The sequence below is a fragment of the Parabacteroides goldsteinii genome (assembly GCF_020091425.1).
GTDB lineage: Bacteria > Bacteroidota > Bacteroidia > Bacteroidales > Tannerellaceae > Parabacteroides > Parabacteroides goldsteinii.
In genome coordinates, this window is record NZ_CP081906.1 from 4,167,159 (window position 1) to 4,191,003 (window position 23,845).

Genomic DNA, 23,845 nt, shown 5'->3' on the forward strand with positions numbered 1-23,845 from the left:
CTCCCTCCCCTTATGGCGTCCGGTATCCCTCTCCGGTAAGGGCAGGGATAGCTCCCCCTGTTGTTCTGGTAGTGCACCATCGGGATGATGCTATTCACACCACCGGGATGAGGTAGTCAACATCATCCTGATGAGGCAGTCAACACCATCCCGATGAGGCAGTCAGCACCACCGGGGTGGTGCGAACCCCGCCCTTACCGTCCCGCACAGTGCCGCCTTACCGTTTCGACCAGTGCCGCCACCCCGGATACCACCTTCACCTCCCCTCCGGGCAGGGTCAGCGACAGATGACGGGCGTCGAGGCAGTTGATATTGAGCTGTCCGTCTTTCACTGCCGAAGGACGGAAGCCGTTACGGATCATAGCATTGCCTACCCAATAGGAAACAAGGAAGTCGCCCTCCACTCCTATCGGTTCGACGGGTGCCTTCGTATTCAGTTTTCCGGTTGACGGATCGAAAACAATCCCTTCTTTTCCGAAGAAAGACTCGAAGGCGCCGCTCAGGATCAGGTCTTCGGGCGTACCGCACGCCATCGGACGGCCTTTTTCCTGTAGCCAGAGGCAATCGCCCATCTGGATCGCCAGGTCGAGGTCGTGGGTGGAAAGCAGGATCGCTTTATGTTGTTCTACGGCCAGCTTATGCAGCAGCACCATGGTCTCGATCCGGCTGGTAACGTCGAGGAAAGCCGTCGGCTCATCCAGCAGGATGATCGGGCATTGTTGTGCCAGGGCTTTGGCGATCATGGCCTTCTGCCGTTCTCCGTCGCTCAGTTCGGATACGTAGTTTTGTGCTTTATGGGCAATGCCGGCTGCCGTCAGCGATTGTTCGATAATCTCCCTATCGGTTTTCTTCAACTGTCCGAAGAAACCGGTGTACGGATGACGGCCCAAAGACACCAGTTCGTAAACGGTGATGCCGCCCGCATTCGTCTTTTCCGTCAGTACAACACCTACCGTCAGTGAAAAGTTGCTTTGAGAGTAGGAAGACAACGGTTTTCCCATCAGGCGGATCTCGCCGCTCAAGGGAGGCTGGAAACCGCAGAGCGTGCGCAGCAACGTTGACTTTCCGGCACCGTTCAGTCCGAGAAGGCAGGTGACTTCGCCCGGTCGCAGGCGCAGGTTCAGGTCGTCGTGGATGACCTTGCGCTTTCCGCCTTTCAGCAGGTAGCCAATACTGAGGCGGCTGGCTTCTATTACAGGTTCTTGCATATTCATCAGTCGAAGTATTGGATATTTTTACGATTCACAATCACATAAATAATGACCGGCGCACCCAGCATGGGGGTTACGGCATTCAACGGGAGTATATTATTGGTTCCGGGCATCACCATCAGTATATTACACAACAGGGCGATACAGGAACCGGCAAGCATCGTGACGGGCACCAGCATCTTATGGTTGGACGAACCCAGCATCAGACGGGCGATATGCGGCACGGCAAGTCCGATGAAGGAGATCGGGCCACAGAAAGCGGTCGTCGTAGCCGTCAGTAAACCGGTACAGAACAGGATGGCAATACGGGTCCGCTTGATCTTGATCCCCAGGTTGGCCGCGTACATTTCGCCCAGCAGCAGGGCGTTCAACGGCTTTATCAAGAGGATTGCCAGCAGCAGTCCGGTCAACGTGAACAGGAGGAAATAAGGCAGTTGCATCAGCGATACGCCGGAGAAATTGCCAAGGCCCCACATGACAAAAGCGTGTACCTTATCCGTCGAGGCATAGTAATTCAGGACAGAGATCAGGGAAGAGGCCAGGTAACCGATCATGATACCGATGATCAGCAGCATGACATTGCTCTTCACCTTTGCCGAAAACCAGATGATCAGTCCCAGGATACAGGCGGCACCGGCAAAGGCTGCGATAATAACCGCCAGGTAGCCGCTGATGGGCAACTCCGTCACCATACTGAGCGTCCCGCCGAAATAGAGCATGATGGCCGCAACTCCCAGGTTTGCCCCGTCGCTGATCCCCAGGATGGAAGGGCCTGCCAGCGGGTTACGGAACAGAGTCTGCAATAACAGGCCGCTGGTAGCCAGTGAGGCTCCGGCAAGCAAAGCCGTAACCGCCTGCGGGAAACGGGATTGCAGGATGATATTCTGCCAGGCGGGCCGGCCCACGTCTTTCCCCAGAAGGATATCGATCACGCTCTCCAGCGGGATGGAAACGGCACCGTACACCAGGCCTCCCATAAAAAGTAGGGCCAGGAGAAGCGGCAAGAGGAAGTATGGTAAAGCGATTTGTTTAAACATTTCTATTTAGTTATTATCCTATTTGAGAGTTTCACATCTTATCAGTTTTGAATGTTACTTTTCTCTTGAAAGAAAAGTAACCAAAAGTTCAAGGCTGCATCCGCTTCGCTACTCCGCATCCTACGTTCGCTGTCGTCTGTGAACTCGCTACGCTCAAACAGCACAGCCTCCGGGCGCTCACTACGGATGCTTCGCTTTACGCTCACCAGATGAGGCCTTTCATAGAACGCTTTGCGTTCTCTTAAGATTGCCGATACTACCTGTTAAATCCGCAAGTTTTTGTTCTATAAGTACCGGTATCGGCCATCCTAAGAGGAAGCACAGCTTCCTTGAAAAGGCCTAAGCGGGTGAACGTCCGCGTAGGGGGAAGACGAAGCGGTTAAAAAAATCCGTTGTCTGAGCGAAGCGAGTTTCGGATTTTTCAGCGAAGTCTTTCACCGGAGCAGTGAAGCCGGTTAAGCCTTGATCTTTTGACTACTTTTCCATCAAGGGAAAAGTAGGTTCAATTATTTCTATATTCAATACTCACTCCGTTCCTTCTCTTTGATAAATCCGTTGCGGTAGGCATACAGCAACTTTTCCAGGTCATGAATCTGGCGTTGCAGGTCGGCGCCTTTATCGGTATCTTTCACCATCTGGCGGTGAGAGCTCAACTCGACCACAATCGTGGTGGAACGGATATCACGGCCTTCCTTGATTGCCTGGTCGGTAGACAGGAACGGTTCGTGCTGTACCAACTGGAAACCGCGGGAATGATAAACCAGCGTATAACCGGCAATACCGGTCTCGGGATGGTAAGGTCTGGAGAAACCGCCGTCGATAACCAGCAACTTGCCGTTTGCCTTGATCGGGTTTTCTCCCTGGATGGAGCGGACAGGCACATGACCGTTGATGATATGGCGGTGAGGCCCGGTCACCCCGAACTCGTCCAGTATCATATCGCATACCTTTTCTTCTTCACGCAGGGTATAATACGCCCCTTTCTCTTCCTTCTGCACCTCTTTATCATCGATAAAAGCCCGTTCGAAGGTTGCCATCTTGCTCTTGTCGAACAAAGGAGAGTCTTTTCCTCCCCAAAGATACCAGATGTAATCGAGGGCAAAGTCCTTCTCCGGAGAGCCGTCCGAATCGAAATAAGCGGTACGGATCAACTGGTCGACCTTATCCAGCAAAGCCTTACCCTTGTATTCCTGCCCTTCGATACAAATGTTCTTCAACGTTCCGTCGGCGTTCATCGGGACAGAGGCATGAAACAGCAGGTTGGAGTTACAAACCTGATACATACTGCCATGCCGGAAGAGGCAACGCATATGTTTCTTCAGCTTCTCGCTGCATTCGAACGAGTGGAGCATGCGGTGCATCAGGTCTTCCTCCTCGATAGACAGCGCGTACGGGTCTTTCGGGTTGATGGTAGGCCAGTTTTTGTCTTTCAGTTCATACTCTTTCCCGTCCAGATGGATGGTCCCGCGTTTCAGGTCGATATGGTGTAACAACAGGCGGTCGTCCATATCGAATTCGGGGCGGCGGCGGATAATATCCCCTTCCAGCTTGAACTGGATGATCGTTATTGCCTTGTGCATCTGCGAGATCAGGCGGATCGTCTTTTCGTCGAAAGCCGAGTCGGCCCCATTAGTCTTCGGCATGAACAATTCGCAGGGATCGTCGCCATAAATATCCATTGCAAAGGTAGCCAGAGGTAGCAGGTTGATGCCATAGCCATCCTCCAGGGTTGCCAGGTTACCGAAACGGAGGCACATGCGGATCACATTGGCGATGCTCCCCAAGTTGCCCGAGGCCGCCCCCATCCACAGGACATCGTGGTTACCCCACTGGATATCGAAATGATGGTAGTCGCAAAGCGTATCCATAATGATATGTGCTCCCGGGCCACGATCGTAGATATCGCCGATCACATGCAGCAGGTCAATCGTCAGCCGCTGTATCAGGTTACACATGGCGATAATGAAATCGTTTGCCCGCCCGGTCGAGATGATCGTTTTGATGATCTGGTCCACATAGGCCGACTTGTTAGGCTCGACCGACGACTCATGCAACAGCTCCTGGATGATATAGGAGAACTCTTTCGGTAATGCCTTGCGCACTTTCGAGCGGGTATATTTGGACGATACATTACGGCACACCCTCACCAGTTGGTTCAAGGTGATCAGATACCAGTCGTCCAGATCGGGTTCCTTCGAGCTGACCAGTTCCAGTTTCTGTTCCGGGTAATAGATCAGCGTACAGAGTTCTTTCTTCTCGTAATCGCGCAATGTATTGCTGAATATCTCATTCACTTTACGTTTGATCGCACCGGAGGCATTTTTCAGCACATGATTGAACGCCTGATGTTCTCCGTGAATATCAGACAGGAAATGCTCCGTACCCTTCGGTAAGTTCAGGATCGCCTCCAGGTTAATGATCTCTGTACTGGCATCTGCAACAGTCGGGAAACTACGTGCCAGCAATTGCAGATAACGCAGGTCACCAAGCACATATTCGGGTGTTATATCTTTCGTCATATAGTGTTTACTGTCTTATTTCGTGCAAAGATAAACAAATACAGGGAGACAATTCATTACAAAAGCATTATTTACGGAAGGCTGCTTTATCATAAACAAAAGAAAAGCGCCCTCTGGGGGCATACCTGATATCTCCTTTCCCGACAGAGAGCTTCGATAAACACACAAAGCCCCGGAAGACGAATCCCCGGGGCTTGCTTTTTTGTCTGTTTTCACTCTTCACAGAGGCAGAACAGAAGAACTTTATTTCATTACTTTAGTATTAATAAATATCACTTGTTCACCTGTCACAGGGTAATTAACGCTATTGCGCTGCGTGATACTCTATTAGAATTATTTGATTATAAATAATTTCTTATTTAACGATTGCTTTTACAGCAGCTTCGCCTTCTACAGCTACAAATACTACACCTGCAGGAGTTGAGATTGTTGCTTCGTTAGAAGTAACCACTGTGTTAGCAATTGTCTGGCCAAGGACGTTGCTGATAGTAACTGTCTTGCCTTCTGCACCTATTACAGTAACAGAACCATTTCCTGAAATTACTTTGATAGTAGCAACTTCAACTTCAACTTCTTCTGTATCTGTTGCAGGACCTTCAGTTGCATTCGGAGCGAATACAGCTGCCTGGTTGATAACCTGGCTAAAGTCTTTTACAGCAGTACTGTTTCCACCTACTGTATCGTCAGTATCGTGGTTTCCGTTTTCATTATGGAACTTGCCTAATACAGGAACACCTGTTCCGTTCAAAGTAACCCAAGCACCAGTGAAAGAACCGATACCGGCTTCTGACTTATCAGCTTCAGCCATTGCTACGTCGTAAGATTCAAGCATGATGCCGTCTTCTTCAGTATCACCTACATAACGGATAGCAAAAGCAACGTTGTTGTGTGCACCGTCAAGAGCGATCTTATCGTAAACAATACCTTCCTGATCAGCAGCCAGATAAGTAGGAACTACATACATCTTTTCCGTTGCAGGATCAGCAGCGCTGATGCTTGCGATTGTATACGGAGCTTTCAGAACATACAAGAAATCACCCTGGTGGATAGCTTCTACGAAAGCAAGTCTTGTATAGTTATCGCTATGGAATTTGCTTGCATCTGTCAGTTTGTTGATAGAAGCGTGGATAGAGTCATTCAAGTTAACCAGGAATTCACCTGCTACATAGCCTTCGTAAGGAGCTGAATGCTCGCAAGTTGAATTGATTCCGTGTTGTGAACACCAAGTATAAGCAACTGCGCTATCAGGTCTGATAACAAACATATACTGAGGCATACGAGAGTCTACAGCAGCTGCTACTTCGTCTACATACAAAGCTGCATTCTTTCTGCTACCGGCATCAGACAGCATTTCAATATCCAGATAGTTCAGTAAACCTTCAGCAAGCAAGCTTCTTTCAAACAAGTTACCAGCAGTCTTCGTGTGAGTGAACTTCATGCAGTTTTCTTCGCTGTTGATATAGCTTGCATATTTGTCGCCAACTACAGCGTCACCACGCATATTCATGTACAGAGGTCTTGCATCAGGAATAATATCGAATACATCGTATTCTCTCTGGCACAGATCGATAGCTTTTGTATGAGCAGTCTGAAGTTCTTTTGACAGAACGCCTACCGGCTGATAAACAGTTACTTTACTATCTCCTTCAACAGGAACCAGTTCGTGATGAACTAATGTAAAGCAATCAACACCTTCGTTTTCGCTGTTTTCTTTGAATGCGAATGTAGCCCATTTCAAACCGTCTTTACCGGCATTGATATCTTTTTCAGAAGCAATCACAAATTTGTGGTTGTTATCGTATGCAACCCAAACATGATCGTTATCAATCTTGTTGGCATCGCTTACTTTTACTTTGTACAGATATTTTTCACCGATAGTACCACCACCAACTTTATAACCGAATGCAGGAGCTGCAACGCGGAAGAATTCAAAGTTTGTAGCTGTAGTAGACAAACGTAAGTTTTCAATTACATCGTTAGCAGACAGGAACTGATTGCTAAAGTCTTTTTCGATCAGGTTGAAAGCATATTTGTTCTCTCTTAATACATCATCAGCAATATTCAGATAGCCGATTGTCGGATTTTCAACAGCGGCGAAAATCAATGTATCAGCACAGTTCAATGCATTGTTTGTAGCTAGAGTTGCCACATTGTTATGACCGCGCAAGCCCTGGTAGTTATGGTTGATGATATACACCAATTCTTTGCCTTCTGCATTCTTTCCGGCAGTATACAACTGACCCATAAAGGCCTGAGAAGCAAATTCACGGTTTGTGATCTTCACCCAACGGTTTCCACCTTCCGGGCAGCCCAATTGTTCAACAACCCACTGTGTTGCAGGCATGTGAGCGAAGTTCTGTTCAGCTTCCCAAACATCGTAACGATAGTGTCCTGCATAATCAGCAACCAGATAAGAACCATTCAAACGTTTTTCATCTAAAGAACTGTTAGTCTTAGTAGTTGAAAGTTGCAGATAATAGATACCTGTTGCCTGAGTTGTACGGTTCAATATAGGCAAATAAGTGTTATTGAAGTTCACTTTCACGTTCATATTTGCGTACGGATAGCAATACGGCTGATTAGCATGATTTTCGGCAGCAACAATAGCAATACCATTGGCAGTCTTTACATCATGACCACTGGTTACTGCATTCTGAGGCTGACCGACAGTAATAACTGTACGGCTATCAATGCCATTAGTAGCATTCATAGCTGTTAATGCAACCGGAATTTTCTCTGCCTTTTTAGCAAATTCACCGTTCAAATCAACATTATTTCCTGTTGTGGAACCTGCATTAATCGTGTTGTAGTATTCATCAGCAGTTGCATCAGCCAATTTTGTCTGATTCCATTTTTTACCAGCCTGCTTCAACGCTGTTGTAATTACAGATGCGTTCAGTGGTTCCAGTACCAGACTATCGTTAGTTGCATAATAAGTTGCTTTCCAGATATAACGAGCTAACAATGCATCACAAGCTTCTTCATTTACACGTGCAAGCTTAGCATCTATTACTTTCAGACCACCATGTAAAGACGGATTCTGAATAGATTCGTGTGTCTCGTCTGTTGCCACCATTAAATACTTATCGGTAGTTTTCTTGTTCAACAGAATATTGTATCCGAAGAACTTACCAGACGCAGGCTGTACCATATCCCAAGCTGCATAAGCAGGATATACAGCAGCAACTTCTTGAGCCAGATAAGCACCTGTAACCAAATCTTCGTTTGTGATAGCAGCCTTAGTTCCAATCAAACCAAAAGCATTAAAGATTGCTTCATTATTGCTGGTTCTGTTCTGCCATGAACCTTCTGCATCGATCATCGAATTGATATCTTTAGCTGTCAACACCTTTGCACCGGCAGTACGAACTGTCAATGTCAGGAAGTTGATGTTGGTCATCTCGTCATTCAATAAAGATTTTTTCACCTTTACAGCAACAACATCACCATCTGTTTTGGCAATCAGTCCCATTACTTTATCACCTTCATGTACATAAGAGTACACTTTCTTCGGACCGAAGATATCAGGTTGTTCATCATCTGAATACCATTCCCAACGATTATTATCATCTTTAATAATAGTTGTCTGATTTGCATCTACATTGATAGTTGTACTAACAGTTGTAGGTTCAAAAGCGTCTGCACAATCATAATTGATAGTATAACCTGTTTCTCTGTTTACAAAAACAAATTCCTTACCACGAAGACCATTGTCTTTTACTTCGATTCTCCACAAAGAACCTGTAAGAGGAGCTTTGTCGATATCCATCACTTTCAAAGTCAAATTACCTGTTGCATAATCGCGAACCTGTACCAAGACCTTAGCAGGAACCAAATCATTTTGATCCTCTGTAACTACAGAACCGTTAGCATTAACCTGTAATTGATAATAATAGTCCGGATTAATAGCCTTAACCCCTGTCAGGCAGGCATCGAACTGTTCTGACAAAACAGCTTGTGTACGGTAAGGAATTTCTCCCTGAGCAGTCAACGCATGCGTTTGAGCCCCCAATGAGAAAGCACTTGCCATAAATGCACAAGCCATCAAAGTAGAAAACTTTTTGTTCATAATCAATAAATTTAATATTAATAATAGTGTTATAAAAGTCCATTTCACGGATCCGTTCAGAGACTGTCAAATGTTAAATGACGAGTTTAAACGTTCCTTTTTTCTCGTCATTTTTGAGTGTATGATTTGAGTTCATACCGGAAAGGTCGAATTTTGTACTAACTTTGTTATTCTGTTGATAAGAAAGGATATAGAGAAAGAAAAAAATATAGGGAAAAAGAGTGGTGGTTAAAAAGATTGTTGTAATTTTGTGACTAGAAAAAAGGAACCTTTAAATTAGTCAGTCCTTTTTCGCACTTCACGTTTTATAATTCAATAGCTACGCAGTCATCTCCGTCTTTATTCCGTTAGAGAAATATTAAATGTCTTATATATAATGTACATGCGCGTACATTAATATTATTATTTATCGGAAGCAAAAAATCCATACTATTACGGCTTTTCCCATTTTCGAGCACAAAAACCCAAGAAATCCGATCTTTCGGAGAACGTAAGCGCACCTGTTTTTCATTCCGCAACCAGACAACTTCTGTATCTTATATTAGGATACCATATTCTCATATATTATGATACAACATTCGTATAATATATGAGAATTGAGTATCACAATATATGATATTTCTGCATCTATACGGATAGATCATTCAGTAGTCCGTAACAGACTATGAATCAATCTCTATCCAAATCATAATACTCCATATATTCGTCATATTGCGGCTCTTCGGTAATGCCTTGGGCAAGGAACAGCTTTTTGATATATGCCTGCTCTTTCGGCCTGACCAAGCGCTTCTTTTGTTTACAGCGGTAATAGGTATTACGTCCCAGATGGGCAATAAGCTGTGATTTGATTGTCTCGGCTTTTCGCAAAGGGATATCATCGAACAGGCAGGTTATGCCTCTGGCGAACCGCTGCGGTTGGTCGAGCAGGAAGAAAGGACACTCTTCGCCGGTGAGAGATGCAAGGTGGCCCGGATTGATAATATATACACCTCCGCGCGTTTGAGGAACACGAAGCCACACCTGATGCCGAAGGCAGGTATCACGACGCACGCATTTCTCGTTGAGACAATGGGCAAAACGACCCGGGAATTCATCATAATTGAAATCTGCTTTCATAATATGTAATAGTTTATTGGTTACATTGATTTACAAAGATACCATTTTATATGACCTGATACGTAAAGCTGTTTCAGAATTTATCATTATCTTCGCCTTCAAATAATGTAAAAGCCATGAGAAAATCAATCATCCTTTTCATATTTCTGCATACCTTGTCTTACGCCTTCCCTATCTATTTCAAACATATCGGGATGAAAGAAGGACTTTCGCAACTCTCTGTCATGTCTATCTATCAGGATGAACTGGGCCGTATGTGGTTCGGAACGGAAGAAGGGTTAAGCGTATTCGACGGTGTTCACGTAACCTCACATAAACCGACATTAAAGAATGAGAGCGGGAAGGAAACAACCGTTGGTAACAGCATCGACTTCATAACCGGAGACAACCAAGGGAATATTTATTTCAACTCGGATAATTCGTTGGTACGATACAACCTGCGTTCCCAGCAGTTTACCTGCCTGAAACAAGCATGGGTGAATGCGATCGCTTTCAGCGGCGAACAACTTTGGGTGAACGCGTCCGATTCTATCTTTGTCTGGGATACACAGACGGAAGAACTTCATTTCCGCTTCAAACTGGAACTCTCCAACCAACATGCAACCTGTATCATGGTCGATTCCCAAAAACGCTGCTGGATAGGGACCAATTCCGGATTATATATGAAAGAGGAAGACAAGCCCCTTGCCTATATCATTCCCAGTGAAGATATTTATGCCTTATACGAAGATTCACATAGGAACCTATGGATATCCGCCCGCATGAACGGACTTTACAAACGCGAACCGTCGGGCGATTTCAAACGCTACCGCTTCGATCCGCACAACGATAACAATATATCCAGCAACCAGGTAAGGGGAATCGTTGAAGACAACTCCGGTAACCTTTGGATAGGGACCTTCACCGGACTAAACAAATATAATCCCTATAACGATCATTTCCAGGTATATACCCGCGACAACCTTCCCGGAAGCCTCGCCCACTCCTCCGTTTTCCCGGTTTACAAAGACCGGCAGGGAAGCATCTGGTTGGGTACTTATTACGGTGGCGTCCACTATTTCAATCCTGAAATGGACCTTTTCACGATTTATACGGCAGACAAAACAAGGAAAGACTGCATCAGTTTCCCTTTTGTCGGGCATATGACGGAAGATAAAGACGATAATATCTGGATCTGCACCGAAGGCGGCGGACTGAACCTCTTCGACCGGAAAAAGAAAACATTTACCTATTTCATGGCCGATCCCGACAGAAACTCTATCGCCCATGACAATCTGAAATCTATTGCCTACAGTGCCAACCGCAATAAGCTTTACATCGGTACCCACACCGGCGGACTATCCATATTCGATATCCCGAAGAAACGGTTCCGGAATCCTTATTTCGAAGACCCTTCGTATGCCGTAAAAGCCGGCGACCGTATCAATCAGATGGCCATCTGGAAAGACAAATACCTGGTACTCCTGACGCAATGGGGATGCGTCAAAATGGATCTCGATACCGAAAAGATCACCCAGACCTTCGAAGGAGGCAAGCAATACGGTAATCATTGTTTCCTGATCGACTCGCAGGATTATATATGGATAACAACAGGAAGAGTCATCAACAAGATCAACCTGAATAACCAGGAAGACAGGACTGTCTTCCGTTGCGGCGAAAACGGATTGGGAAACCAGCCGGTATCTGCCATTTATGAGGACAAAAAAGGACGTATCTTCTTCGGGACGCTCGGAGCCGGGCTCTATCTGTATGATGAGAAGAACCATACTTTCAGCGGATATACTACCGAAAACAGTATGATCCTGAGCAACTATTGCTACGACATCAAAGAATCGATACAAGGTTATCTGATCATATCCGGTGATAAAGGACTCTCTTTCCTGGACCCGGAACAACAGTTATTTAAGGTGGTAGAACTGGGCACCGCACTTCCTGTTTCCGGAATCAACAAAGGATGCGGCCTGCTGGTCAGTCCGAATGGCGAAATCTTTGTCGGAGGAATAGACGGTTTAAGTACGTTCTTCGAACAGGACTTGTTCCGACCTGCAAAAGACTACCGGTTATATTTCTCCGAATTATATATCAACAATGAATTAGTAAATCCTTCCGACCGTTCACGGGTTCTCTCCGATGCTTTGCCTTATACGCAGGAAATAGAGTTGAACCACAATCAGAACAACCTCATCATCTCGTTCAACTCGAACAACTATATCAATACGTTGAAAGAGACGGCTTACGAATACATGCTGGAAGGCTTCGACAACAAATGGATCAACAATACCGACAACAGCATCCAGTACACGAACCTCAATCCAGGCAAATATACCCTGGTCGTGCGTGAGAAACAATACGACACAAAGATCGAACCGCAAACGATCCGGATGGGCATCACGATCCATTCCCCGCTCTATGCCACACCGTTATTTTATCTCTTATACGTGCTGGTCGGCAGCGGGTTGATCTACGGCTTCTTCCGCTTCAAACAATCGCAGTTGCTGCTCAGAACTTCATTGGAGTTTGAACGGAAAGAAAAAGAGAGGATCGAGGAACTGAACCAGGCTAAACTACAGTTCTTTTCAAACATCTCGCATGAGTTCCGGACACCGCTTACCCTGATCATTTCGCAGATAGAACTCTTGCTGCAAAGCAGTTCGGTGGCCCCATCCACCTACAACAAACTACTGAAAATATACAGGAACACGCATAATATGCGGATGCTGATCAGTGAGTTGCTGGATTTCCGCAAACTGGAACAAGGGCATGTGAAACTGAAAGTATATGAACAAAACATCATCCCTTTCCTGAAAGAGATCTATCTCTCTTTTTACGAATATGCTTCCAGCCGTTCAGTAACTTATCAGTTCACCTCCGGGGCGGAAGATATCGAATGCTGGTTCGACCCGAAACAGATGCAAAAGGTATTCTACAACCTGCTGTCGAACGCATTCAAATATTCAAAACCGGGTGCTGCCATCGAAATGGTCGTCGAAGAGAATGACCAGGCGATCATCATAAAAATCATAGACAACGGTATCGGTATCAGCAAAGAAGATATCGACAAGATATTCGACCGTTTCTACCAGGCAGGAAATAACTCATCGGGAATATCGCAGCCGAGCACCGGTATCGGCCTGTCGCTAACCAAGAGCATCATCGGGTTGCATCATGGAAAAATACAGGTAGAAAGTACGCCGGGATACGGAAGCATATTCATTGTGCATCTGCCGAAGGGCCGAAGCCATTTCAAAGAAGGTGAATGTCAGTTTGTACAACCGGAGAAAGAGATGATCCGCAACGAGATACTGCCGGAAAGTCTGACCCAGGAAATTCCCGAAAGTACCTCCGAATTATCGCTGGCCGAGACGGATGCCACCTACACGATCCTGTTGGTCGATGACAACGAAGAGCTGCTCCAGATACTGAACTCGCTGTTTTCGCCGGTTTATAATGTCTTACTGGCACGGAACGGAAAAGAGGGACTGGAAATCACACGTTCCCAAAAGCCGGATATCATCGTCAGCGACATCATGATGCCGGAAATGTCGGGAACCGAAATGTGCCTGAAGATCAAGAACGATTTCGACATCTGCCATATACCGGTCATCCTGTTGACAGCGCTCGGTTCGGCAGAGCAAAGCATAGAAGGTTTGCAGCGGGGAGCCGACGATTATATCAGCAAGCCGTTCAATGCCAAAGTACTGCTTGCCCGTTGCAACAACCTGGTGCGCAACCGTATTATCCTGCAAAAGAAGTTCAACGAGCAAAGGGATTTCGATACACAATCGCTGGCCAGCAACCCGATCGACCAGAAGTTTATGGACACGGTAAACCGAATCGTAGAAGAAAACCTGAGTAATATGGAATTCGACATGAATACCCTGGCTAAAGAACTGGGATTGAGCCGCAGCTCGCTTTATGCCAAGTTCAAAGCCCTGACCGGAATGACACCAAACGATTTCGTCCTGAATTGTAAATTGAAGCGGGCCGCCACCTTGTTGATAACCCGTCAGGATTTGCAGATTGCCGAGATCTCCGACATGCTGGGTTTTGGTTCCCCCCGTTATTTCACCCGTTGCTTCAAAGCACAGTTCGATACGACACCGGCGGAATACAAGAAAAAGAAGGCAGACTAATGCCTGCCTTCAACGATTATTTTTTCTTCTGATAATAACGAACCCAGTCGACCTTCATCTCGACCGGAAGATCTTCCGGGTCGACAGGACCTACCCAGGGGCCACCCAGCTGCATATCGATTAACAGATAATAGGGTTTGTCAAATGGGAATTGACCTTCTTTATCGGTTTCTATGCGGGGATATGAAAAGTTTCGTACATCATTTATAAAGAAAACGAGGCTATCCGGATACATTTCTACGGCATATACATTATAACCTGCCGGATCGATAGGCCCGGTACTTCCCTGAGGCGGGTCTTTCTTGATATTCAGGTTATGCGTATAAGTAGAATGAACGGTCTGATAAGCAATGCTATCATAATTCAGATGCTCCATGATATCTATCTCGCCGCCCGACGGCCAGGGATACTTCGCTTCTTCAAACGGTTTCAACCAGATAGCCGGCCATGCCCCAGTGGCACATCCCAGCTGTGCTTTTATCTCTAACCGGCCTCCATGGAAAGCACGCTTATATTTGGTATAGATGCCTCCGGTAATGTAAGGAACCGTATCGGTCGAGCGGTCCGGATTGATTAAACCTTTCAAAACAAGATTACCGTCAACCAAATCATAACAGAGTTCACTGTCAGACATGTATTTTGCCCACTCCGGTGCCCAACGGGGAATTTTCGACCAGTTTGTCGTATCCAACCCGTTTGCTTGGTCAAAGTTTTCTTCCCAGACCAACTGCCATTCATCTGCCGGTCTCGTATTGCAGGCAGCCATCATTAGAATGACAGCTGCTCCGCATATCCATTTCATACCTTTTCTCATAAGAAAATATTATTTCGACTCTAACTCCTTCTTACGTTTCAACGCTTCCATAAAATAGTAATCGGCATAGTTCAACGGAACGTCTATTTCCGAGTTATGAGGAATACTGCCTACGGAATGCATCAGGAGAAAGTTTCCGTTCGTTCCCAGGGCGGCCCGGTAAGCCGGAGAGGCCAGCGAAGTCATGATACTGTCGGCATACGTCTTATACGCTGCGGCATCTTCCACGTCCATCGTACTGATTTCATATAAGGCGGAAGCAATACAGGAAGCTGAAGAAGCATCACGCGGTTCATTCGGAATGTTCGGTGCATCCATATCCCAATAAGGGATCAGGTCAGCCGGCATTGCCTTATGATTCTTCATGAAATTGAATGTTTTCAACGCCTGGTCCAGATATTTGCGATCACCCGTTTCACGGTAGCAAACAACGAATCCGTAAATAGCCCACGCCTGTCCGCGGCTCCAGGCCGATTCATGAGCATATCCTTGTGCCGTATGACGGTTACGAACAGAACCATCTTTCAGACTATAATCGATGACATGGTAACAGCTGCCGTCCGGACGGAAATGTTCCTGCAACGTACGGTCTGCATGAGCAATCGCTATGTTATAAAAAGAGGAATCACCGGATAGACGGGTCGCTTCGAACATCAGCTCCAGGTTCATCATATTGTCGATAATCACCGGACATTCCCAACCGCGTTCCGACTGCCATCCTTTATCTACATTCCATGACTGGATTACCTGGGGAGCCTCACGGAAACGGGTTGATAATGACTTGGCAGCCTGTACCATCACATCTTTATAAGACGGATCGGCCGTCAGACGCAAACCGTTACCGAAGCTGCAATTAACAATGAACCCGATGTCATGATGCCAGGTCAGGTTCTTGGCTTCTTCTATGGCCCATGTATATTTCTGAGCGAGTGGAAGCAATGCCGTATCGCCCGTCAATTCATACAGATACCACACCGAGCCAGGGAAGAACCCACTGCGCCAGTCTCCATAGCCGCAATAATAAACTGAGCTATCCTTTTTCAAAGTCACAGGATTCAGGCATTTACCACTGGCTTCAATGACTTCTATCTCGTTACCGAGCTGTGCACGGGCGAAATCGATATTCTCGTCAATAAAACTCTTTTCTAATGTTTTAGGTGTTCCCCCGCAAGAGATCAGGAATGCGGAGAAAGCTAAAGCGATCCAATTTTTCATTCTTCTTTTATTTATTGTTTTGTTTAATTGTAAATGTATAAGTCCCTGATTTCACCATTTTTCCGGCATTCAAGGAGAGACGATAGATTTCTTTTCCCCATACGTTGGATAAACGCGGGTCATCCAACGCGACTGTCTCTACAGACGGGGTGAAAGTATTTTTATCATACAGCAATTCTACCTTTTCTCCGTTTACATCTATCCGGACGATTCCTTCCGAAGAGACATCGATCTTACCCCAGGTCAGGAAATTGACTTGATTCGGTTCTTTCAACTCTTTCAGGGTAAATGAATCCTGAATCTTCACTTCGCCCTTATTCTTATTTAATGTATACGAACGAACCCATTTGTCCACCCCGGCTTCTTCAGGATAAGCGGTAGCAATATTAGCGGTAAAAGTCATCCGCTTCGGGTCGAAAGAAGTCGCAGTCGCTTTATATCGGGAACCAAACGACTGGGGCACTCCGTTTATCATCGGCAGATTATGGTAGTTGCTCTGCATTGTCCAGATCGTATACCGTTCGTTACTGAATGTCTGGCGGGTATAAGTGCCGACACCTGCATCGATAAATACCGGAGTCGTATTTGAATACAAAGAGAAAGTACCGGCATCATTATGATTATGGCTTTCATTGTTATATCCACCTTTCGCAGCCAGGAAAAAACCTGCTTTATTCGTCATATAACAAAATTCCGTTTCCGGATACCAGGTATAAGCCGGAGACTGATACGAAGGTTCCACCTCTCCCATCTCCTTTGCATACAGGAGACTTTGTAAGGTACGGAACATATCTCTCCCGGAAGAAAGTGATTTTCTGGTTGACAGGCTGTTCAGATAAGCGGCATACTGCATCATCACATCACTGCCTACCGCCTTTCCGTAGCGGAAAATAATCGGGGCATCTCCGCCACCTTTCGCCGAGGCATCCGCGAAGTTAACCACCCAACCGTTTCCTACATAGGAGCGGGCAATATATTCACCCATATTTTTGATAACCGGCTGATCGAACAGACTGATCTTTCCACCGGTCCCGTCGTACAATAATTGCAGATAATCATACATCTTTCCCGCAGCATGTCCCCAATAAGAAGGACCTTCTTCGCAGGCACCGTCCGAATGAGTATAGTTGATGAATTTATCGACCGAGACCATTGTACGATGAACGGCTTCCGCCAGTTTCTCTTTATCGTTTTCCAACAGTAGGAAACATTGCAGTACATTAAAGTTACACCACGGATTCCAGTTGTTGACCAAAGTCCCGGGTTTGTAATTGAAGGCCATCCACCAGAAACGGTCTTCCTTCATATAAGTATCCAGTATTCTTTTCTGTAACTCATGGCGCAGGCGTTCGGAAATAACAGGATTTACTTTATCAAATTCGGTATGGAAGAAATAATAAGTCCAGGACAATAAGGAACCCAGGTCGCCGGCAGTCAGGTCGATCACATCTTCTTTATAATCGGGTAAAGAACGTTTTGAATGTTGTGCGCTCAAATGTGCCGACAATACCCAGGAAGTCATCTCACAGGACTGAAAAACACCATTGATCAGCTGATTGATAAAGCGGCCCTTTCCTTCTGCCAGTTCGGCCATTACCAGGTCGGCTATGGCTCCGTTGTTACTGCCGAAAGGATCTTCCATGATCCGCCGGTTTCCGCTACGTTCGTATTCGATATAGTCGGTTGCTTTAACAACTTTCCATTCATAATCCAAACGTTTTTCTCCTTGTTTGATGTAATCATTCCTGTAATCTCCCAGAAATTGCTCCCAGGCAGTGCGATCGGTATAATCCGGATAAGGAACCCATTGCCGGTCCATCAATAAAACGGATTTCAATTCAGGTATATCTGCCGCCTTTTGCAGCAGATCACGTTCGACATAAGCATTTGCTGATGCTATTATTCCGAATAGCAGACAAAATAAGGTTAAACATTTCTGTGTTCTCATGGTACTATTATTTGCTTTGAACACAAAAGTAGAAAGATTGTCCATAACAGAGGCGCCTATTTATCCATTTCATATGCACTTATCGTCCAAGGACACAGATTAAAACAGGTCGAAAGGTTCTTTTTATTTCATTGTAAATAAAGGTATGTCTTAGTCTGTTAAGGTATTTGATACCACTTTTGCAGTAAGCTGTTTTCACATATATTAAGGCATAACTTAGTTCTAATGGAACTCCAATCATACCGATGCAAATATATATGTTATTAATGTTAACGAGTGTATTAATTTATCCATTTAATATGCACTAATAGTCCAGCGCTTATTTGTAAAAAACGATAATCTCCCTATTTTAAAGCCTTTGTATATTTAGCCTCCGGATAAGAATGTTAACGATATTCAATAATAATAACAGTAATGATTTAATCATTCCAAACATCTTTTCAGTATCTGCAACTCAAATACTAATGATTTGTCTTTCTCCGCTCTCCTTTTATTTATCAGCGCCTCATCAAAAGTTACCCTAAAATCCACACCGTTTTCTACAGCTATTATATACTACATGATCTTCAAACCTTTCACCCTCCAAATTCCAAAAACAGCGTAGTTCCATTAGAACTATGTGGTTTTTGCCAAATACCCAGGCTGAAACTCACGGAAAAACAATCAGTAAACCGGGTAAACAATTAATTAATCATTAACTAAATCTGGTGTTATTATGACAAAGGATTTTAATCGTTTTTACTTATCAAAACAGATGTTCCTGGGAGCAACCCTGCTTCTGGCATCTGTAGGATTGGCAACGGCCAGTCCGGCAACAGGAACTACGGGTACAGCCTTACCGAACCCTGTTGCTGCTTCTCCTCAACAAGCCAAATACATTATTAATGGAGTAGTCGAAGATCAGTTCGGTCCGATAGCAGGCGCCAATGTAGTTGAGAAGGGAACCACAAACGGGACAATTACCGATATGGACGGTAACTTTACCCTGGAAGTATCACCTAATTCCGTACTGGTCGTTTCATTTATCGGATTCAAGGAACAACAGATTCCGGTGAATAACCAGAAATCATTACGGATTAAATTATCGGAAGACTCCCAGGCACTGGACGAAGTCGTTGTAGTAGGTTACGGTACGCAGAAGAAGGTGAACCTGTCCGGCTCCGTTACCTCCGTAAATGTCAGCGAAATGGCTGAAAGCCGTCCGTTAACCAACATCTCTACGGCTTTGGCAGGAACTGCACCGGGGGTACAGATCACATCCAGCAACAATATCCCCTCCAACAACGGAGATGCGGATATTAAGGTACGCGGACAGGGAACATTGAACAACTCCTCTCCCCTGGTTATTATTGATGGTGTGGAAGGTAATTTGAACAGCGTCAGCCCGCAAGATGTGGAAACAGTCAGCGTATTGAAGGATGCTGCCTCATCGGCCATCTACGGTTCACGTGCTGCAAACGGTGTTATCCTGATTACCACCAAGTCCGGTAAGGCCGGCAGGATGAAAATCGACTATACCGGTTATGTTTCTTTCCAGAGCCTGAACAAGCCATACGACGTAGTCACCGACTATGCCAGCTACATGGAGTATATGAATGAAGGGATGCGCAACAGCAATAAACCCGAGCCTTTCTCCCAGAACGTGATAAATTTGTGGCGTGAGAAGTCGAAAGACCCGAACGGTCTGAATGAGCATGGTATTCCGAACTATCTGGCATATCCTAACAGCGACATCTTCGATGTGTATGAAACCGGTGTTTCCCATCAACACAGCCTGTCAGCAACCGGAGGTTCCGAAAAAGTGACTTATTATACATCTTTCAATTATCTGAACAACCCGGGTATCCTGGAAAATTGCGGATACGAACGCTTCAGCCTCCGCGCCAATATCGACTCGCAGGTAAAAGACTGGTTGAAAATCGGTGTAAACCTGAGCGGATATACAGCCAATACAACTCCGGTCAGCGAGAACATCAACGATATCTATACCTACGGCTTAACCGGTGGAAACCCGGGTATCGCCTATCTGGACGACCAGAACCGGTTGGGTATCAATGCCAATAATGAAGATGACCCTCAGAACGCTACAAACAATCCATATAATCGTTTAAGGAATGTGAGCGGAAACATCGGAATAAACACGCTGAAAACCCGTATGTATGCGATTTTGACTCCGTTAAAAGGTCTGACTATCCAGGGTTCTTATACCTATGATTATTATGACAAACAAAAGGATTCGAAACCGAACTTCGTCCCGATGTATAATTTCCAGACGAATACGTTATATACGGATGGTGTGGGCCAGACAAGCATCTATAATTACAATGAAAAGACCTACAGGAATTTCATGGATGCCATCGCCCGCTACGAACGTAACTATCTGAATAACCGCCTGAGCACAAATATCATGATTGGTGCCAGTCAGGAACAATACAAACGTTCTTACTTCAGTGCCACCCGTAAGGATTTGCTCGACCCGTCACTGGGTGTAATCGGAGGAGCTATCGGCGAATCTTCCTCAACCGGTAATGTTACGGAATGGGCGATGCGCTCTTTCTTCGGACGTATCAACCTGGGTTGGGATGACAAATACTTATTGGAAGCCAACCTTCGTGCCGACGGTTCTTCCCGTTTCCAGAAAGATAATCGCTGGGGTTATTTCCCATCGTTCTCTGCTGCCTGGCGTATTTCGGAAGAAAACTTCATGAAAGACTTCACCTGGCTGGATAACCTGAAGATACGCGGTTCTTACGGTTCGCTGGGTAACAACACCCTGGGAAGCAACAGAGATAACGACGGCAACTACCTCTCGCAATCGCTGTATGCACAGACCAACTACGTATTAGGCCGTGCCGTGGCAATGGGACTTTCTCAAACTGCCATCGCCAATGCCAATCTGTCTTGGGAAACGACCTATATCACCAACCTGGGGGTTGACTATAATATGTTTAGCAATCGCCTGAGCGGTAGTCTCGAATTCTTCAATAAGAAAACAGACGGCATTTTGATTGACCTTCCGGCTCCAATGGTTCACGGTAACGCGACAATTCCTAAGCAGAATGCCGCCCAGGTAACCAATAAGGGGGTTGAGTTCTCTGTGAACTGGTCCGACAGAGTCGGTAAGGATTTCGACTATAATGTAGGCTTCAACTTCACTTACATCAAAAACAATGTCGATAAATTTAAAGGAGACGAACCTTCGTACGACGGAGCCAGAATGTTGAAGGAAGGACTTCCTATCTGGTCTTTGTATGTCCGCGAAATTGACCGTATCATCCAGACAGATGCAGACCTGGCACTGGTTGAAACGATGTTGAATAACCCGGAAGTAGAAGGTAAGGTCGTATTCCCTTACGGAGTTCCTCAAAAAGGTGATATCCTGTACAAAGACCTGAATGGCGACGGACTGGTAAACGATGATGACCGTACCGTTATCGGAAATGGCAAGAACCCGACCTTCACGTATGGCGTGAACCTGGGATTCAACTGGAAAGGCATTGACTTCTCTACATTGATTCAGGGTGTAGCCGGCATTAAAGACGTATATCTGAGCAACCTGTATAAAAGTGGTGTCCGCCAGGATTACCAGATGAACCAGGAAGTTATCGACGGACGTTGGTACGAAGGCCGTACGGATGCCAGTTATCCACGTCTGCTGGACTATAGCGATACCCGTAACGAACAGTATTCCGACTTCTGGGTTGCCAGCAAGGCGTACCTGAAAATTCGTAACATCACATTAGGTTATACCCTGCCCAGTCAATGGACCAAGGTTGCCTATATGGACAGAGTCAGAGTATACGGCAGTTTGGAAAACTTCTTTACTTTCTCGAAGTGGAAAGGATACGACCCTGAAGTAAGCGGCGTTACCTATCCGACCATGCGTCAAGCTGTAATCGGTATTAATGTTACTTTCTAATCAGAATGTCTAACTAATAAACAGAATTATAAAATGAAAAAATATATCATGTCTTTTTTAGCAGTCTTATTTACATTGACAGGCTGTTACGACCTGGACAGGGCTCCATACGACCAGTTGAGTTCCAGTACTTTCTGGCAGACGGAAGACCAGTGTAAGCAAGGTCTGATGGGAGTTTACGCCTCCCTGAAAAACACCGACCTGTACGGTAAAATGTTTATGATAGACGTCAACTCCGATGTCGCAGCCGGATATGACCAGTATGAAGCCCTTCAGCTGGGAACCTGTACCCCGCGTACCGGATTCCTGAACGGCAAATGGCAAAACGGATACAACGCCATTCAGCGTGCCAACCTGGCTATCCGCAACATCGGAGAGGCTCCTATTGACGAAGTGCCTAAAAACCAGATGTTGGGCGAAGCCCGTTTTCTCCGTGCATTAATCTATTTCCACCTGCTGGACTATTTCGGAGGACTTCCCATATACGACGAAACGACCGACCTGGAAAAAGAGTTCAACAACCTGCTGAAACCCAGAAGTTCTGCAGAAGAGACACGTGCATTTATCCTTGCCGACCTGGAAAAGGCGTTAGGCGCCGGACTTCCCGACCAATGGAACGATGCAAACTACGGACGTGTTACATTGTCAGCAGCCCAGGCCCTGTTGGGTAAGGTTTACTTGTACGACAAACAATACGACAAAGCCATCGAAAACCTGGAAAAATCCCAAGCTGGACATGCATTACATGATGACTTCGCTGAGTTATTCACTCCGACGGGCCATACCAGTTCCGAAATGATTTTCTCCATCATCAACCTGGGAGGAACAGGAAACAGCTACGGTATGCCTTTATGTTTCTATGCCGGAACCCGTAACTCCTATGGCAGTTGCTGGAACAATACGGTACCTTCCACCAACCTGGTCGACATGTATGAATACAAGGACGGACGCCCGTTCGACTGGGACGAAGTATTCCCCGGCTTCAACTCCGACAACCTGGTTAAGGAACGTGTATTCAGATGCACGGTCAACAGCGACGGTTCGGAAGTACTGGATATCCCGGCTGAATCGGAAAAAGTAAAAGAGATGTACGAACAGCGTGACCCGCGTTTATCGGCCACCGTTATCGCTCCTTACACAACTTATCTGGGATGGAACCGTAACCAGGAACGTCTGATGACTTTCATCTTCGCGAAAAACGAAAAAGGTGACGTTGTTGCCGTAAACGAAAATAACGGTTTCATGCGAAACAATAAGGGGGGATGGGAAACCTATTTCTGGAGAAAATTTGTACCGGAAGGCGACTGGAACGGACAAATTACCGACCGTGCCCATACCCCTGTTAACTTCCCGATTCTTCGTTTGGCAGATGTTTATCTGATGTTGGCAGAATGTTATAATGAAACGGGCAACCAGTCAAAGGCTGTCGAATACATCAACAAAGTTCGTGCCCGTGCCGGAATCGCCCTGCTGAACAGCGGTCCTTCTTATCTGGCCACCAATACAAAGGATGAAGTATTCCAGCGTATTTTCCGTGAGAGAGCATTCGAGTTGGCTGGCGAAGGTATCCGCGACAGTGACCTGCGTCGCTGGAAATTATCCCATACTCTATTGAACAGAGATGAATTCGGCATCACAGGAAAACGTATGCTAACCCGTGTATTCCGCGAAAACCGCGATTACCTGTGGCCAATACCCGCTACAGAAATCGAAATCAATCCGGATTTGACACAGAATCCGAACTGGTAATAACCCATCTATTTCAAAAAAAGAGGAGGTGAATTCTAAGTCCTCTCCAAACAATATCTATAAAATCTTACCCAAGTTTACGAACATTAACGTATCCTTGGGTAAGTTCGTATAT

Annotated in this window: 12 protein-coding genes; 3 read left to right on the forward strand and 9 right to left on the reverse strand. The window is 45.8% G+C overall.

Features of this window, described 5'->3' with window-relative positions; translation table 11 throughout:
- Positions 1-194 precede the first annotated feature (194 nt).
- From K6V26_RS18080 to K6V26_RS18105, 6 genes are all read right to left on the reverse strand, one after another.
- A complete protein-coding gene (locus K6V26_RS18080; protein WP_394373096.1) occupies positions 195-1,214 on the reverse strand; it encodes an ABC transporter ATP-binding protein in 1,020 nt (339 codons plus the stop codon).
- On the reverse strand, positions 1,214-2,248 hold the full coding sequence (locus tag K6V26_RS18085) for an iron ABC transporter permease (RefSeq protein WP_010801948.1): 1,035 nt from the start codon (positions 2,246-2,248) through the stop codon (positions 1,214-1,216). The genes K6V26_RS18080 and K6V26_RS18085 overlap by 1 nt, the downstream gene beginning before the upstream one ends.
- 41 nt (positions 2,249-2,289) lie before the next feature.
- Entirely contained in the window at positions 2,290-2,454 is a 165-nt protein-coding gene (locus tag K6V26_RS18090; protein WP_154278477.1) for a hypothetical protein, read from the reverse strand.
- A 312-nt stretch (positions 2,455-2,766) separates the two neighbouring features.
- Positions 2,767-4,767 (reverse strand): fructose-1,6-bisphosphatase, encoded by a 2,001-nt coding sequence (locus K6V26_RS18095; protein WP_224263481.1) that lies wholly within the window; start codon positions 4,765-4,767, stop codon positions 2,767-2,769.
- A 355-nt stretch (positions 4,768-5,122) separates the two neighbouring features.
- Positions 5,123-8,836 (reverse strand): DUF6383 domain-containing protein, encoded by a 3,714-nt coding sequence (locus K6V26_RS18100; protein ID WP_224263482.1) that lies wholly within the window; start codon positions 8,834-8,836, stop codon positions 5,123-5,125.
- Positions 8,837-9,505: 669 nt separating this feature from the next.
- Positions 9,506-9,952: a DUF6078 family protein gene (locus K6V26_RS18105; RefSeq protein WP_007655016.1), complete on the reverse strand. Its 447-nt coding sequence runs from the start codon at positions 9,950-9,952 to the stop codon at positions 9,506-9,508.
- A 116-nt stretch (positions 9,953-10,068) separates the two neighbouring features.
- On the opposite strand from K6V26_RS18105, the gene K6V26_RS18110 reads away from it, so the two are divergent.
- Positions 10,069-14,085, forward strand: coding sequence for a hybrid sensor histidine kinase/response regulator transcription factor (locus K6V26_RS18110; RefSeq protein WP_224263483.1), 4,017 nt, complete (start codon positions 10,069-10,071; stop codon positions 14,083-14,085).
- Between the two features lie 16 nt (positions 14,086-14,101).
- Here K6V26_RS18110 and K6V26_RS18115 read toward each other — a convergent pair whose 3' ends face one another.
- From K6V26_RS18115 to K6V26_RS18125, 3 genes are read right to left on the reverse strand one after another with little or no spacing between them, the layout of a single operon-like run.
- Positions 14,102-14,899 (reverse strand): glycoside hydrolase family 16 protein, encoded by a 798-nt coding sequence (locus K6V26_RS18115; RefSeq protein ID WP_186959748.1) that lies wholly within the window; start codon positions 14,897-14,899, stop codon positions 14,102-14,104.
- A 9-nt stretch (positions 14,900-14,908) separates the two neighbouring features.
- Positions 14,909-16,114 carry a glycoside hydrolase family 88 protein gene (locus K6V26_RS18120; protein ID WP_224263484.1) on the reverse strand — a complete coding sequence of 402 codons (1,206 nt, stop codon included), beginning with the start codon at positions 16,112-16,114 and terminating at the stop codon, positions 14,909-14,911.
- Between the two features lie 7 nt (positions 16,115-16,121).
- Positions 16,122-18,062, reverse strand: coding sequence for a heparinase II/III family protein (locus tag K6V26_RS18125; RefSeq protein WP_224263485.1), 1,941 nt, complete (start codon positions 18,060-18,062; stop codon positions 16,122-16,124).
- A 715-nt stretch (positions 18,063-18,777) separates the two neighbouring features.
- On the opposite strand from K6V26_RS18125, the gene K6V26_RS18130 reads away from it, so the two are divergent.
- The gene (locus tag K6V26_RS18130) at positions 18,778-21,981 is read left to right on the forward strand and encodes a SusC/RagA family TonB-linked outer membrane protein (protein ID WP_224263486.1); all 3,204 of its coding nucleotides are present in this window, start codon (positions 18,778-18,780) and stop codon (positions 21,979-21,981) included.
- Between the two features lie 33 nt (positions 21,982-22,014).
- Positions 22,015-23,730, forward strand: a complete 1,716-nt coding sequence (locus K6V26_RS18135; protein ID WP_224263487.1) for a RagB/SusD family nutrient uptake outer membrane protein — start codon at positions 22,015-22,017, stop codon at positions 23,728-23,730.
- The last annotated feature ends 115 nt before the right edge of the window (positions 23,731-23,845 follow it).